Raw genomic sequence first — 14,400 nt, 5'->3', positions numbered from 1 at the left:
CGGGCTCTGCGCATGTTCCAGGATCATGATGTGGCGATTGCGGTGAGGATGTTGATGCGGGAGGCGCGGCGGGCGGGCCAGAGGGCGGCGAGGACGCCGACGATGAGCATGCCGATGAGGGCCGTGGCGATGACTGGGTAGGGCACGGAGATCTCCCAGAGGGACTGGCCGAACATGGCGTGTTGCATGACGGCGCCGAAGGCTATGCCGACGAGGATGCCGAGTAGGCCGCCGTAGGTGCAGATGACGACGCTTTCCAGGCGGATGGCGCGGCGGATCAAGGGTCTGCCGGCGCCGACGGCGCGCAGGACGCCGATCTCGCGGGTTCGTTCCATCACCGACAGGGCGAGGGTGTTGACCACACCGAAGGCCGCGATCACGATGGCGGCGCCGAATAAGGCGTACATCAGGGTAAGGATGAGCTGGAAGCTGGTTGTGGCCGACTCGATGACGCCCTCGCGGTCGGTCACGATGACGTCCGGCCGGTCGGCGAAGGCCGCTTCGATGCTGGAACGGACCGCAGAGGCATCAGGGCCGGTGGCGTAGACGGTGGTTACGCGAGTGTCGCGGTACTTGGCGGGAATGGCGGCCACGTCGATGTAGAACAGTGGCCTGCCCTCGGTTCCCCGGTGCAGTCCGACAACTGTTGTGGTGACTGAGGAGACGGGGTCCAGTTGCAGGGTGACCTGGTCGCCGATACCTACCCCGATCATGGCCGCCTCGTTCTCGCCCACGACAGCGCCCTGGCGCACATCCGCGGTGCCCGAGATGACTTCTGGCTTGATCACGCCGTCGGGTTCGATCGCCGAGAGGCTGGTCGACGAGGTCGAGCCGTTGTGGGTGACCTTGACGGACCCGTACCGATCGGCGGAAGCGTTGCCGACCCCCGGCAATGCCCGCACCTTGTCCAGGACGTCTGTGCCGAGCGGGGTTCCACTCGTCGGTGACTCGACTACCGTCGCCGACGCCGGAATGATGCCGCGGATTGCCGAACTGAGCATGGAGACGGTCGATTCGCCGAGTGTGGCGAACGCGCACACCAACGCGAGACCGACCATCAAGGCTGATGTTGTGGCTGCGGTACGCCGGGAGTCGCGGATGGAGTTGCGAACCCCCAGACGCATCGCAGCCCCGCCCCAGCGGCTGAGCAGCCGCCCCGCCGGGCGCAGGACGAGGTCCGCGAGTACTGGCGCGAGCAACAGAACACCGATCCAGGCAACGATGCCGCCACCCATGGCGACAAGCCGCTCCGTTGTGGACAGGTTATTGGCCAGCGTCAGGACGACCGCGAGGACGCCACCGGCCAACAATGTCAGGCCAAGGACCGTCCGTGTGACAAGAGACCGGCGTTCGAACGAAGCATCCGTGCGGAGCGCGGCCATCGGTGACACGGCAGCGGCCCGGCGCGCGGAGCTGTACGCGGCGACCATGGTGACCACCACGCCGACTGCGTACCCGACAAGAATGCTTGTGGGGGACACGGAGAACGAGGTGGGCTGGCCCTCGGGCCGCATGAGCCACAAACCGAGCAGACAGATCCCTATCCCGAGCGCGATCCCCAAGGTTGCCCCGATCAAGCCGAGCACCCCGGCCTCGATCAGCACCGCGCGGCGAACCTGGCGGCGACTGGCCCCGACGGCCCGCAGCAATGCCAGCTGCCGCGTCCGCTGCGTCACGAGCATCGAGAACGTGTTGGCGATGACGAATATCCCCGCGAGCAACGCCACGGCCACGAAGCCGAGCAGCGATTCCCGGACGGACTGGGCCGAGGCGTCGGCGCGTGTCTGTGCCTCTGCGACGAGCTGCGGCCCAGTGGCGACCTTCCGCAACGCGGGATCGACCAGGCCACGTGCTGCGGACGCGATCGCGTCGACGTTCGCCCCGGGTTTCGCGGTCAGCTCGACCCGCGTGAAGCGATCGCCGAGCACACCCGGATCGCCGAACGCCACACCCGGCGACGGCTCGTCGAACGGCCGGTACACGAACTCACCGGCCACGGTGGCCTCCAGCGATCGCCCGTCGGCGAGCAGGACCCGGGTCTTGTCGCCGACCTGGCGCCCGGCCTGCCGGGCCTGCTGCTCGCCCAGCGCCACCTCGCCCGGCACCGGCGCGCGGCCGTCCACCAGATCGAACCGGGCTGAGGAATCCCAGCCGGTGCCGGCCTGGTCGGGCCGGGACGAGATCAGCTTGCCGTCCGATCCGATCAGCCCCGCGTGGCCGAACACCACGCCGGAAGCGTTTGCCACCCCCGGGATGCGCCCCAACCGATCGAGGTCCGCCGGTGTCAGCTCGGGACCGCGGTCGGCGATCTGGACGGACACACCGACATCGTCGCGCAGGTCCGCTCCGGCCAGGCTCTTGGCGGTCGAGTCCGAGACCACCCACGTGGCCACCACGAACCCGACGCCGAGCACGATCGCGACGAGCGTCATCGCGATCCGGCCTTTGTGTGCGCGCAGATCCCGCAACATTGCGCGAAGCATCAGGCAGTCACTTTCTCGAGGTGCTTCATCTGGTCCAACACGCCGTCGGCGGTCGGCTCGGTCAGTTCGCCGACCACACGGCCATCGGCGAAGTACAACACGCGGTCGGCATACGCGGCCGCTGTCGGCTCATGCGTCACCATCACGACGGTCTGGCCTAATTCGTCGACACTGCGCCGGAGAAACCCGAGCACATCGGCAGACGACCGCGAATCCAGCGCGCCGGTCGGCTCGTCGGCGAAGACCACCTCAGGCTGGGTGATCAGCGCGCGGGCACACGCCACGCGCTGCTGCTGTCCGCCCGACAGCTGGCTGGGCCGGTGCCCGAGGCGGTGCCGCAGGCCGATGCCGTCGATGATCGCGTCGGCGAACGCCTGGTCCGGCCGCCGACCGGCCAGGTCCAGCGGCAGAACGATGTTCTCCCACGCGGTCAGCGTCGGCAGCAGGTTGAATGCCTGGAACACGAATCCGACACGGTCACGCCTTGACGCCGTCAGCTTCGCGTCGGACAACGACGACGTCTCAGTGCCGCCGAGCAGCACTGTGCCCGTGGTCGGCCGGTCGAGCCCGGCGAGGCAGTGCATGAGCGTGGACTTGCCGGAGCCGGACGGCCCCATGATCGCGGTGAACCGCTGTGGCGGGAGCTGGACAGTGACGTGGTCGAGTGCGACGACCTTGGCATCGCCCGATCCGTACACTTTGGACAGATCGGTGGCCTGGACTGCTGGCGGTGGATTCACGCGTCCAACGGTCCCGGATCCGGGGACGGAAAACGTCTGCCTGCAGACAGATCTTGCTTCTCTGTCTGCAGAGGGAGGCGGGCCGCGCGGGTCCGCCTCAGGGATGACGGAACTCAGTCACATGTGCTGCTGGCGGGCAGTTCGCTGCTCGGATCGAAGTACGCACCGCGGTTGCTCGGCGTGCTCGACGCGGCGTTCGCGCGACGCTCGCTGTACGCGGGCGCCAGGAAACCGGCGCGCAACGCCTCGCACCCCATCGAGTACGTGAATCCCTGCAGCCTGCTGGGCCAGAGTCCCTGGCTGCTCGGCGTGTACTTGCCGGTCAGCACCGAGTAGTCCACGTCCCACCGGTCGACCACGATGATGTCCATCGCGTCGGCGAGCTTGTCGGGAGAGTCGTAGTTGAACGCGTACGCGAACACGTAGTTGGTGCGTACCACCAGTTCGCCTGGCCGCGTGCCCTGCTCGACCCACATCTTGCCGTGCACCTTCGGTGCCGCGGGCAGCAATGTGAAGCCGTCGGCGAGCCGTGTGGCGTACACGTGCGCTTCGCTCGGGTCCTTGCTGAACAGCGGCCGGACGCTCTTCTGCGAGTCCTTGGCCAGCAGCGACACGTAGCGCTCGATGTCGTGCTTCTCGAGCACGTCCCGGTCCAGCCGGGAGGTGATGACCGCCTGGCGCACCTTGGTGAGCGCGTCGCCGACCTGCTGGGCGCTGAACGGGCCGATGGCCGTGGCCTGCGGGGCGACGATTCCCGTCTCGCCGTCCGGCCAGTCCGCGGCGGGTGTGCCGGTGAACGGCCGGGTGAGGTCTACTTGAACCGTCGGCGCCGCCGCAGTAACGTCGACAGTCCTTGGTTCGGCGGTACCGCGTACCTCGTTGAACGTCACGACTCCGGCCACGACCGCGACGCCCACGCCGAGCGTGGCGACCTTGGCGCGATAGCGCTTGAGGAACGAGCGTGGCGAAGTGGCTGTATCGTTCACTGGGTCCTCGGGCATGTCTCCCTCGCGCGCGTGATCGGCGAGCCCGGCAGCCCCGTGGTGTCGTTCCACACCGGACCGGCCGAGCCTAGCCTGACCACGTTGCGTAAAACCAGTGGTTACGCGTAGTGTGCCGGGTGCGCTGAGTCACAATGCGTGGTGATTGGGTGCGATGCCTTTCCGGATTACACCCGATCGTATGAGTAGGTAATGCGGGTGAAAGCGCTCCGGCGTAGTTCGTAAACTCTGTAACCGTGACAGAGACAGCCACCCCCCAGCCCACCGTTGATCTTCCGGCCGCATTCCAGCCGGAAGCGGTAGAGGGACGGCTGTACCGGCGCTGGGTAGAGGCAGGCTACTTCCAGGCCGACGCCTCCTCGGACAAGCCGCCGTTCACGATTGTGCTGCCGCCGCCGAACGTCACGGGCGACCTGCACATGGGCCATGCGCTCAACCACACCGTGATGGACGCGCTGACCAGGCGCCGCCGGATGCAGGGCTACGAGGTGCTCTGGCTGCCCGGTATGGACCACGCCGGTATCGCGACCCAGAACGTGGTGGAGCGTGCCCTGGCCGAGAAAGAAGGCCTTTCCCGGCACGACCTGGGCCGCGATGAGTTCGTCTCGCGCGTCTGGGAGTGGAAGGACGAGTACGGCGGCCGGATCCTCGGTCAGATGCGCCGCCTGGGTGACGGCGTCGACTGGAGCCGTGAGCGCTTCACCATGGACGAGGGCCTGTCCAAGGCGGTGCAGACGGTCTTCAAGAAGCTCTACGACGACGGCCTGATCTACCGCGCCGAGCGGATCATCAACTGGTGCCCGCGGTGCCGCACGGCGCTGTCGGACATCGAGGTGGAGCACTCCGAGGACGAGGGCGAGCTCGTCTCGATCTGTTATGGCGACGGCGACAGCTCGATCGTCGTGGCGACCACGCGCGCGGAGACCATGCTCGGCGACACCGCCGTGGCCGTGCACCCGGACGACGAGCGCTACAAGCACCTGGTCGGTAAGGAGATCCAGCTGCCGCTGACCGGCCGGACGATCCCGGTCGTGGCCGACGAGCACGTCGACCTGGAGTTCGGCACCGGCGCGGTCAAGGTGACGCCCGCGCACGACCCGAACGACTTCGAGATCGGCCAGCGGCACAACCTGCCGAACATCACGATGATGAACGAGCTCGCCGTGATCACGGTGAAGGGCCCGTTCGAGGGTCTCGACCGGTTCGAGGCCCGGCCCGCCGTGGTGGCCGCGCTGCGTGAGCAGGGCCGGATCGTGGCGGAGAAGCGCCCGTACCTGCACGCGGTCGGGCACTGCTCGCGTTGCGACACGGTCGTGGAGCCGCGCTTGTCGATGCAGTGGTGGGTGAAGGTCGAGCCGCTCGCACGGGCCGCGGGCGACGCCGTGCGCGACGGCCGCACCAAGATCCACCCGCCGGAGCTGGCCAAGCGCTACTTCGACTGGGTCGACAACATGCACGACTGGACCATCTCCCGCCAGCTGTGGTGGGGGCACCGGATTCCGGTCTACTACGGCCCCGACGGCGAGATCGTGTGCGTCGGCCCGGACGAGCAGCCGCCGGCCGGCGAGGGCTGGACGCAGGACCCGGACGTGCTCGACACGTGGTTCTCCTCGGGCCTGTGGCCGATCTCCACGCTGGGTTGGCCGGAGAACACCGCTGATCTGAAGAAGTTCTATCCGACCAGCGTGCTGTCCACCGGCTACGACATCCTGTTCTTCTGGGTCGCCCGGATGATGATGTTCGGCCTGTACGCGATGGACGGCGTCCAGCCGTTCGACCACGTGTACCTGCACGGCCTGATCCGGGACCAGTTCGGCAAGAAGATGTCCAAGTCCCGCGGCAACGTGATCGACCCGATCGTGTGGCTGGAGCGCTACGGCGCCGACGCGCTGCGGTTCACCCTGGCCCGTGGCGCGAACCCGGGCAACGACATGGCTTTGGCCGAGGAATGGGCCTCCGGCTCGCGTAGCTTCGTCACGAAGCTGTGGAATGCCAGCCGGTTCGCGCTGATGAACGGTGCCACGACCGCGCTGCCGGTGCCGCCGCGCGCCGAACTGACCGACGCCGACCGCTGGATCCTCGACCGCGCCGACGCACTCGTGTCCGAAGTGGACGGCCTGTTCGAGTCGTTCCAGTTCGCCAAGCTGTGCGACGCGCTGTACCACTTCACCTGGGACGAGTTCTGCGACTGGTACCTGGAGTTGGCCAAGGTGCAGATCGCCGAGGGCCGTGGGGACGCCACCCGCGCGGTGCTCGGCCATGTGCTCGACGTCGTGCTGCGCCTGCTGCACCCGGTGACGCCGTTCGTCACCGAGGAGCTGTGGAAGGCGTTGACCGGCGGTGAGTCGCTGGTGATCACCGACTGGCCGACGGCGACCGGTTCGGCCGTGGACACGGGCGCGGCGCAGCGCATCGAGGACGTGCAGAAGCTCATCACCGAGATCCGCCGGTTCCGGGACGGACAGGGCCTCAAGCCGGGCCAGAAGGTCAGCGCCCGGCTGTCCGGTGTGGACTCGGCGGGACTGTCGGCGCACTCCGGTGCGGTCGCCACCCTGGCCCGGCTGACCGAGCCGGACGAGTCGTTCTCGGCGAGTGCCTCGCTGGAGGTGTCGCTGGCCGGCTCGCACGTCATGGTCGAACTGGACCTTTCGGGCGCGGTGGACGTCGAGGCCGAGCGCAAGCGCCTGGCCAAGAACCTCGCCGCGGCGCAGAAGGAACTCGCGCAGTGCGAGGGCAAGCTCGGCAACCCGAAGTTCACCGAGAAGGCCCCGGCGGACGTGGTCGACAAGATCAAGGTCCGGCGGGACGCGGCCCTGGCGGATATCGACCGGATCAACGCCCGGATCGGCGCCTTGCCGAGTGCATGATGGATGTCACGCTGGCGGACGGCCGTCTGCTCCAGGTCAATGACACTGGTGGCGGCGGGCTGACGGTGCTCTGGCACCAAGGCTCGCCGCACACCGGGATCCTGTACACGCCGTTGGTCGAAGCAGCTCAGGAGCGCGGCATCCGGCTGGTGACGTATGCGCGGCCCAGCTATGGCGAGTCGAGCCCATATCGCGGCCGGGACGTGACCTCTGCCGCCGATGACGTCCGGCAGATCATGGACGAGCTGGGCATCGAGCAGTTCGCGACGATGGGTTATTCCGGCGGCGGACCGCACGCGCTCGCTTGTGCCGCGCTGTTGCCTGAACGTGTGACGAGCATGGTGACCTTGGCAAGCGTCGCGCCGTTCAACGACAGCTACGACTGGTACGCGGGTATGTTCGACGACAGTGGTCTTCGTGCAGCCGCTGAGGGCGTCGAGGCGCGGACACGGTTCGCCGAGACGGAAGAGTTCAAGCCCGAGAGTTTCACCGCGACCGACTGGGCTGCCTTGCAAAGTGACTGGTCCTCGGTAGGCGATGACGCGGTCCGCGCGACGCAGGCCGGGCCCGAGGGCAGCATCGACGACGACGTCGCGTTCGCCAAGCCCTGGGGCTTCGACCTCGCGCAGGTCGAAGCCCCAGTCCTGGTTGTGCAGGGCGGCGAGGACCGAGTGATCCCGCCGTCCCACGGTGACTGGCTCACCCGCCACTGCTCGATGTCAGAGCTCTGGCTGCGGCCCAGGGACGGTCACGTCTCGGTGCTCCGCGCCTGTCCGGTCGCGATGGACTGGCTGCGCGCGCTCTGATTCCGGGTTCAGCGAGATGATGAAGGTCGTCCGGCCGGGCTGACTGGACAGGTTCACCGTCCCGCCGTGCGCGGTGATGATCGAGTGCACGATCGACAGGCCCAGGCCGGTGCCGCCGATGTTGCGGCTGCGCGAGTCGTCGATCCGGTAGAACCGGTCGAAGATCCGGGCCTGGTGCTCGGGCGGGATACCCGGGCCGGTGTCGGTGACGATCATGACCGCGCCGCCCGTGACCTCCAGCTGGACGGAAGTCCCTCGCGGGGTGTGCCGGGCGATGTTGGTGAGCAGGTTGTCCAGTACCTGCCGCAACCGCATGGGATCGCCGTGCACGATGACGCGGCTGGGCGCCTCGAAGTCCAATGGGTACTGCGGATGGGCCGCGACAAACGCTTGCGCGGCCGCCGAGGCTACGTCGACCAGGTCGATCTCCTCCAGTCGCAGCGGGGTCTCCGAGTCGAGCCGGGCCAGCAGCAACAGGTCGTCGACGAGTACGCTCATCCGCTCGGTCTCCTCGCGGATCTTGGCTAGATGCGCCTCGCGTTCCGCGGGCTCGTTGGCGGCCGCGTACCGGAACAGGTCCGCGTAGCCACGGATCGACGTCAGCGGCGTACGCAACTCGTGCGACGCGTCAGCGATGAAGCGGCGTAGCCGTTGCTCGGCAGCGGTCCTGGCGGCCAGTGAGGAGTCGATATGGTCGAGCATCACGTTGAGCGCTGTGCGAAGCTCCTCGACCTCAGGTCCTCCGCCCTTGCCGTCGGCGCGGACCGGGAGGTTGCTGGAGTCGGTGAGGTCGTGCGACGCGATGTCGTGCGCTGTGTGGGCCATGTCGCTGAGTGGGCGGAGACCCCGGCGCAGCACCAGCCGGCCGGCGACCACCAGCACGACCAACGCGGCACCGAACGCCGAGATCGACACGATCAGCAGCCACCGCATCGTGCTGTTGAGATCGCCCAGCGGGGCCGCGCTGATCAGAACCACCTGCTGGTTGCCGATCTCGATCTGGCAGGCCCTTGCCTGGAACGTGCCCTCGCCGTGGATGGAGATCGTCCGGTATTCCTCCGGCTTGCCGGCCATGTCCTTGGCCAGGCGGGTGAGGTCCTCGACGCCGTCCTCTGAGGGCAGCGGGTTGCCCGGGATCGGTGAGACGGTGCCGGTCGCCGGGTCGTAGGTGATCTGTTTCCAGTCCTGCGGCGCCTTCCACTTGGACTGGTAGGCGGATATCTGCTTGTTGAGATACATCGCCTGGTCGTACTGGGTCTTGGTGATCTGCTGGTTGAGCTGGCGCTCCAGGAAGTCGCGGGTACTGGTGACCAGCACGGTCCCGACGATCCCGAACACCACCAACGACAAAACGCCCAGCGCGAGGGCCAGGCGGGTGCCGAGTGGGGTGCGCTGCCAGCGATTCATCCTTGTGGCCGCCGCACGACGTAGCCCACGCCGCGGACGGTGTGGATCAACGGTTCACGCCCGTCGTCGATCTTGCGGCGCAAATGTGACACGACCAATTCGACCACATTGGATCGGCCGCCGAAGTCGTACTCCCAGACGTGGTCCAGGATCTGTGCCTTGGTCAGCACCGCGGGGGAGCGGCGCATCAGGTAGCGCAACAGCTCGAACTCGGTCGGTGTCAGGCTGATCAGCTCGTCGGCGCGACGGACTTCGCGAGTGTCCTCGTCCATCGTCAGGTCCGAGACTTCGAGCACAGACCGTTTCCACGCGGGCCCGTTGCTGCGGCGCAGCACGGCACGCAGCCGGGCCATCAACTCCTCCACCGAGAACGGCTTGACCAGGTAGTCGTCACCGCCACGGGTCAGTCCGGCGATGCGGTCCGCGGTGCCGTCCTTCGCGGTGAGGAACACCACCGGCACCATCGCACCCGTCGCCCGCAGGCCGTCGAGCACCGTGAACCCGTCCACGTCCGGCAGCATCAGGTCCAGCACCACGATGTCCGGGCTGAAACTGCTCGCCTGGCGCAGCGCCTCCTCGCCGGTCCCGGCCGTGACCGCGTGCCAGCCTTCGTACCGGGCGACCGTCGCGACCAGGTCGGCGATGTGCGGCTCGTCGTCCACAACGAGCAGCCGCACCGGGCTTTTCTTGTTCACATCCTCATGGTGCGTCACACGCGCGCGAGGAGCGAGGCGGGCGGGCTGCCGATAGAAACTCGACAGGTTGGTGACAGGAACGGCACAGGTTCGGTCTACAGGCTCGTTGACATGACGACCCTGCAACTCACACGGCCGCGGGTACTGGCACGCGCCGGCCTGTACGTCGTACTGGGCGCCAACGTCGGCATCGTGACGGCGTTGTTCGCCGATGCCGGCCCGTCGGCGGACCCGTTGATCACGATCGCGCGGCTGATGGGGCTGTACGCGGCGCTGCTGATGGCGTTCCAGCTGTTGCTGGTCGCCCGGCTGCCCTGGCTGGACCGCAGACTCGGGATGGACCGGCTGACCAGCCTGCACCGCTGGACCGGGTTCGGTCTGCTGTGGATGTTGCTGGGGCACGTGGTGTTCGTGGTCTTCGGCTACGCCGGCCTGTCGGGCACCGGCCCGGTGGCCGAACTGGTCACGCTTGCCGAGACCACCGAGGGGATCCTGCGCGCGATCGCCGCCTTCGCGCTGATCCTGTTCGTGGGCGTGGCGTCAGCGCGGTTCGCACGGCGCCGGCTTGCTTACGAGACCTGGCACTTCATCCACCTGTACACCTATCTCGCGGTGGTCTTGGCGTTCACGCACGAGATCGCGGTCGGGGCGTCGTTCGTGGGCTCCGACTTCGCCCGCGCCTACTGGTGGACGTTGTGGGGCGTGGCGCTGGGCGCGGTGCTGCTTGGCCGTGTAATCCTGCCGCTGTGGCGTAACTTCCGGCACCAGTTGCGGGTCACCGCGGTCGTGCCCGAGTCGCCGAACGTCGTGTCGGTGTACATCACCGGCTGCAAGCTGGATCAGTTGCCCGCCAAGGCAGGGCAGTTCTTCATCTGGCGGTTTCTCACCAAGGGCCGGTGGTGGGCGGCGAACCCGTTCTCCCTGTCGGCCGCGCCGGACGGGAAGTCGTTGCGGCTCACGGCAAAAGCGCTTGGCGATGGCAGTGCTTCCTTGCGTGACATCAAGCCTGGTACGCGTGTGTTCGCCGAGGGGCCGTACGGCGCGTTCACCACGATGCACCAACGCAAGCAGAACGCGTTGTTGATCGCTGGAGGCGTCGGCATCACCCCGATCCGCGCTCTGCTTGAGGACATCCGTGGCCACGTCGTGGTGATTTACCGTGTCAACAAACAAGATGACGCTGTTCTTCTACACGAGTTGGCCGAGCTGGCACGTTCGCGTGGCGCGTTGCTGCATGTGCTGGCCGGGCCCGCGAACGCGGTGGATGAGAACGGCAGTCCGCTGCTAGGTGCGCAGAACCTGGCCGGGCTTGTCCGTGATGTGTGGGACCGGGACGTCTTCGTCTGCGGCCCGCCGCCGATGACCGACGTCGTTGTCAAAGGCCTGCGAGAACTGGGCGTTGCCCGTGATCAGATCCACGCCGAGCGTTTCAGCCTGGCGAGTTGAGAGGATTTCTTGATGCGTAAGGCGATTCCCGCCATCCTGCTGAGCGCCGCCGGTTTCGTGCTGGTGTGGCAGTACCAGCCGAGCGTCTCCTCGGAGCCGGTCGCGCTGCCCTCGCCGACCACGATCCCGAGCCTGCCCCAGACCAGTACGTCTTCCAGCGCCGGTACGACGACGGCCGAGACCAAGACCGTCGCCGGCTCCGCGGAACGAAACAGCCACGGCACCGTGCAGGTGCAGGTCACGTTCACCGGCAACCAGATCAGCAACGTGACGTTCCTGCAGCTGCCCAACACCGGTCCGTCCAAAATGGCCGGTCCGAAGCTGGTGCAGGAAACCCTGCAGGCGCAGAGCGCGACTGTGGACACGGTGTCCGGCGCGACCCAGACCAGCGAGTCCTACATCGCCTCCCTGCAGGCCGCGATCGACGCGAAGGGCGCCTGATGGCAGTCGTGCGGCAGCTGATGGGGCTGCCGATCTCGGTCGACATCCGGGACGGCGAACTCCGCCACGCCGAGCAGGTGTTCCAGTGGCTGCACGAGGTCGACCTGCGGTTCAGCCCGTTCCGGGAGGACAGCGAGGTCACCAGGCTCGGCCGCGGTGAGCTGCGTGCCAACGAGATCAGCGGCGACCTCCGGCACGTCCTCTCGCTGTGCGAGACGTACGAGCAACGGTCCGGCGGCGCGTTCAAAGCGCGGCTGCCGGGCCGTCATCTCGACCCGAACGCGATCGTGAAGGGCTGGGCCGTGCAACGAGCCTCCTCGATGCTGCGGGAGATGGGGCTGCGGCGGTTCTGCATCAACGCGGGCGGTGACGTGGTGACGGCCGGTGAACCGACTGACGGGCAACCGTGGCGGGTTGGCATCCGTCACCCCGACAACGGCACGCAGCTCACGGCTGTGCTCGGGGTCCGCGACGGCGCAGTCGCCACCTCAGCGGCGTATGAGCGTGGTCACCACATCATCGACGGCCGGACCGGTCTGCCCGCGCTCGGCCTGCTCAGCATGACCGTCTACGCGGCCGACCTGACCACGGCGGACGCGACGGCGACCGCGGCCTTCGCGATGGGCGCCGACGGACCCGAATGGGCCGCCGCCCAGCCCGGGTGCATGGTGCACGCGGTCGACTCCCGGTACCGCGTGTTCGTGTCCCCGGAGCTGCCGGTTCTCGGGTGACTAGACTCGGTTGGCGTGACCGATCCCGATGCGTTGCAGGCTCTCCGCGAAGTCGAGGCCGAGCTGGACACCCGCTGGCCGGAGACCCAGATCGCGCCGTCGCTCGATCGCATCCGGGCCCTGATGGACGTGCTGGGCAACCCCCAGAACTCCTTCCCGGTCCTGCACGTGACCGGCACGAACGGCAAGACCTCCACCACCCGCATGATCGACGCGCTGCTGACCAGGATCGGCCTGCGGGTCGGCCGGTTCACCAGCCCGCACCTGCAGCTGGTGACCGAGCGCATCGCACTGGACGGCGCGCCGATCAGCGCTGAGCGCTACGTGCAGACCTATCAGGAGATCGCGCCGTACGTGTCCATGGTGGACAACGCGAACGACATCCGGATGACCAAGTTCGAGGTGCTCGCCGGGATGGGGTACGCGGCGTTCGCCGAGGCCCCGGTCGAGGCCGCGGTGGTCGAGGTCGGCCTCGGTGGCGGCTGGGACGCCACCAACGTGGTGAACGCGGAGATCGCGGTGGTCGGCCCGGTCGCCATCGACCACGTCGACTACCTGGGTTCCGACATCACCGGGATCGCCCGGGAGAAGGCCGGGATCATCAAGCCGGAGTCGATCGCGCTGGTCGCCGAGCAGCGACCCGAGGTGATGCAGGTCATCCTCGAGCGCGTGGCCGAAGTGGACGCCATTGTGGCCCGGCAGGGCTCGGAGTTCACGGTCCTGGAGCGCAACGTCGCGGTCGGCGGCCAAGTTCTCACGCTGCAAGGGCTTGGCGGCGTGTACGACGAGATCTTCCTGCCGCTGCACGGTGCTCACCAGGCTGACAACGCCGTCCGCGCGCTGGCGGCCGTCGAGGCCTTCTTCGGCGCGGGCGCCGACCGCCAGCTCGACATCGAGGCGGTCCGGGAGGGCTTCGCCTCGGTTGTCGTACCCGGCCGGCTCGAGCGGATGCGGTCCGCGCCAAGCGTTTTCATCGACGCCGCGCACAATCCCCATGGCGCGAGCGCGTTGGCCGCCGCACTGGAGGAGGAATTCGCGTTCCGGCGCCTGATCCCGGTCGTCGGGATGATGGCCGACAAGGACGCCAAGGGCATCCTGGAGGCCCTCGAACCGGTGTCCACCGAGATCATCCTGACCCGCAACACCTCGCCACGCGCGATGGACGTGGAGGAGCTGGCGAGCATCGCGCAGGACATCTTCGGCGACGAGCGGATCGTGGTGGAGCCCCGGCTCGACTCGGCCATCGAAACCGCGGTGCGGCTCGTGGAAGAGGCAGGCGAAGCGAACGAACCCCTGGCCGGCGGCGGAATCGTGGTCACCGGGTCCGTCGTCACCGCGGGCGAGGCCCGCACACTGTTCGGGAAGGTGCCCGCATGACCGATCCGATGAAGGGCTTCCGCGGTGTGATGGCCGGGACCCTGCTGATCGAGGCGATCGTCGTCGCGCTTTCGCTGCTCGTGGTGCACAGGACCGAAGGCGGTCTGGGGTCCTGGAAAGGGCTGCTCGTCGGTGTGATCATCGTCGGCCTGATCGCCGCCTGCGGGCTGCTGCGGCACAAGTGGAGCATGTGGCTGGTGATCGCCTTGCAGGTCGCGCTGCTGGCGGGCGTGTTGGCGTTCGTCGAGCTCGGTGTGCTCGGGGCGATCTTCGGTCTGGTGTGGACGTACCTGTTCTGGCTGCGGCATGACGTGGCCAAACGCATGGCGGAAGGTCGGCTTCCCAGCCAGCAGGAGCGTTAACCCGGTCGCAAAGCTGTGTTCGTGTCGCCGGGGTAGAACGCCAG

General features: G+C 67.8%; 12 protein-coding genes. 7 read left to right on the top strand and 5 right to left on the bottom strand.

The window, feature by feature from the left end:
• Positions 1–23 precede the first annotated feature (23 nt).
• The 3 genes from JOF56_RS00850 to JOF56_RS00840 all read right to left on the bottom strand — a co-directional run bounded on the left by JOF56_RS00850 (position 24) and on the right by JOF56_RS00840 (position 4,224).
• Positions 24–2,483, bottom strand: coding sequence for an ABC transporter permease (locus JOF56_RS00850; protein ID WP_209633388.1), 2,460 nt, complete (start codon positions 2,481–2,483; stop codon positions 24–26).
• On the bottom strand, positions 2,483–3,223 hold the full coding sequence (locus JOF56_RS00845; RefSeq protein ID WP_209633387.1) for an ABC transporter ATP-binding protein: 741 nt from the start codon (positions 3,221–3,223) through the stop codon (positions 2,483–2,485). Before JOF56_RS00845 ends, JOF56_RS00850 begins: the two co-directional genes overlap by 1 nt.
• A 113-nt stretch (positions 3,224–3,336) precedes the next feature.
• Positions 3,337–4,224 carry a hypothetical protein gene (locus tag JOF56_RS00840; protein ID WP_209633385.1) on the bottom strand — a complete coding sequence of 296 codons (888 nt, stop codon included), beginning with the start codon at positions 4,222–4,224 and terminating at the stop codon, positions 3,337–3,339.
• Between the two features lie 236 nt (positions 4,225–4,460).
• Between JOF56_RS00840 and JOF56_RS00835 the strand changes: the two genes are divergently transcribed.
• Positions 4,461–7,091, top strand: coding sequence for a valine--tRNA ligase (locus JOF56_RS00835; RefSeq protein WP_209633383.1), 2,631 nt, complete (start codon positions 4,461–4,463; stop codon positions 7,089–7,091).
• Positions 7,091–7,897 carry an alpha/beta fold hydrolase gene (locus JOF56_RS00830; protein ID WP_307854859.1) on the top strand — a complete coding sequence of 269 codons (807 nt, stop codon included), beginning with the start codon at positions 7,091–7,093 and terminating at the stop codon, positions 7,895–7,897. The genes JOF56_RS00835 and JOF56_RS00830 overlap by 1 nt, the downstream gene beginning before the upstream one ends.
• Here JOF56_RS00830 and JOF56_RS00825 read toward each other — a convergent pair.
• Positions 7,811–9,304: a sensor histidine kinase gene (locus JOF56_RS00825; protein ID WP_209633379.1), complete on the bottom strand. Its 1,494-nt coding sequence runs from the start codon at positions 9,302–9,304 to the stop codon at positions 7,811–7,813. The genes JOF56_RS00830 and JOF56_RS00825 overlap by 87 nt on opposite strands.
• Positions 9,301–9,999 carry a response regulator transcription factor gene (locus tag JOF56_RS00820; RefSeq protein WP_209633377.1) on the bottom strand — a complete coding sequence of 233 codons (699 nt, stop codon included), beginning with the start codon at positions 9,997–9,999 and terminating at the stop codon, positions 9,301–9,303. The genes JOF56_RS00825 and JOF56_RS00820 overlap by 4 nt, the downstream gene beginning before the upstream one ends.
• A 111-nt stretch (positions 10,000–10,110) precedes the next feature.
• Here JOF56_RS00820 and JOF56_RS00815 point away from each other — a divergent pair, with 111 nt between their 5' ends.
• From JOF56_RS00815 to JOF56_RS00795, 5 genes are read left to right on the top strand one after another with little or no spacing between them, the layout of a single operon-like run.
• Complete coding sequence (locus tag JOF56_RS00815) at positions 10,111–11,445, top strand: ferredoxin reductase family protein (RefSeq protein WP_209633375.1); 1,335 nt, start codon at positions 10,111–10,113, stop codon at positions 11,443–11,445.
• A 12-nt stretch (positions 11,446–11,457) separates the two neighbouring features.
• Positions 11,458–11,886 carry an FMN-binding protein gene (locus tag JOF56_RS00810; RefSeq protein ID WP_209633374.1) on the top strand — a complete coding sequence of 143 codons (429 nt, stop codon included), beginning with the start codon at positions 11,458–11,460 and terminating at the stop codon, positions 11,884–11,886.
• Entirely contained in the window at positions 11,886–12,617 is a 732-nt protein-coding gene (locus JOF56_RS00805) for an FAD:protein FMN transferase (protein WP_209633372.1), read from the top strand. Before JOF56_RS00810 ends, JOF56_RS00805 begins: the two co-directional genes overlap by 1 nt.
• A gap of 15 nt (positions 12,618–12,632) precedes the next feature.
• Positions 12,633–13,994 (top strand): bifunctional tetrahydrofolate synthase/dihydrofolate synthase, encoded by a 1,362-nt coding sequence (folC, locus tag JOF56_RS00800; protein WP_209633370.1) that lies wholly within the window; start codon positions 12,633–12,635, stop codon positions 13,992–13,994.
• Positions 13,991–14,356: a DUF4233 domain-containing protein gene (locus JOF56_RS00795; RefSeq protein ID WP_209633368.1), complete on the top strand. Its 366-nt coding sequence runs from the start codon at positions 13,991–13,993 to the stop codon at positions 14,354–14,356. The genes folC and JOF56_RS00795 overlap by 4 nt, the downstream gene beginning before the upstream one ends.
• The last annotated feature ends 44 nt before the right edge of the window (positions 14,357–14,400 follow it).

It is taken from the genome of Kibdelosporangium banguiense, from assembly GCF_017876405.1.
Taxonomy (GTDB): domain Bacteria; phylum Actinomycetota; class Actinomycetes; order Mycobacteriales; family Pseudonocardiaceae; genus Kibdelosporangium; species Kibdelosporangium banguiense.
This window is presented reverse-complemented; position numbering and strand designations above follow the sequence as displayed.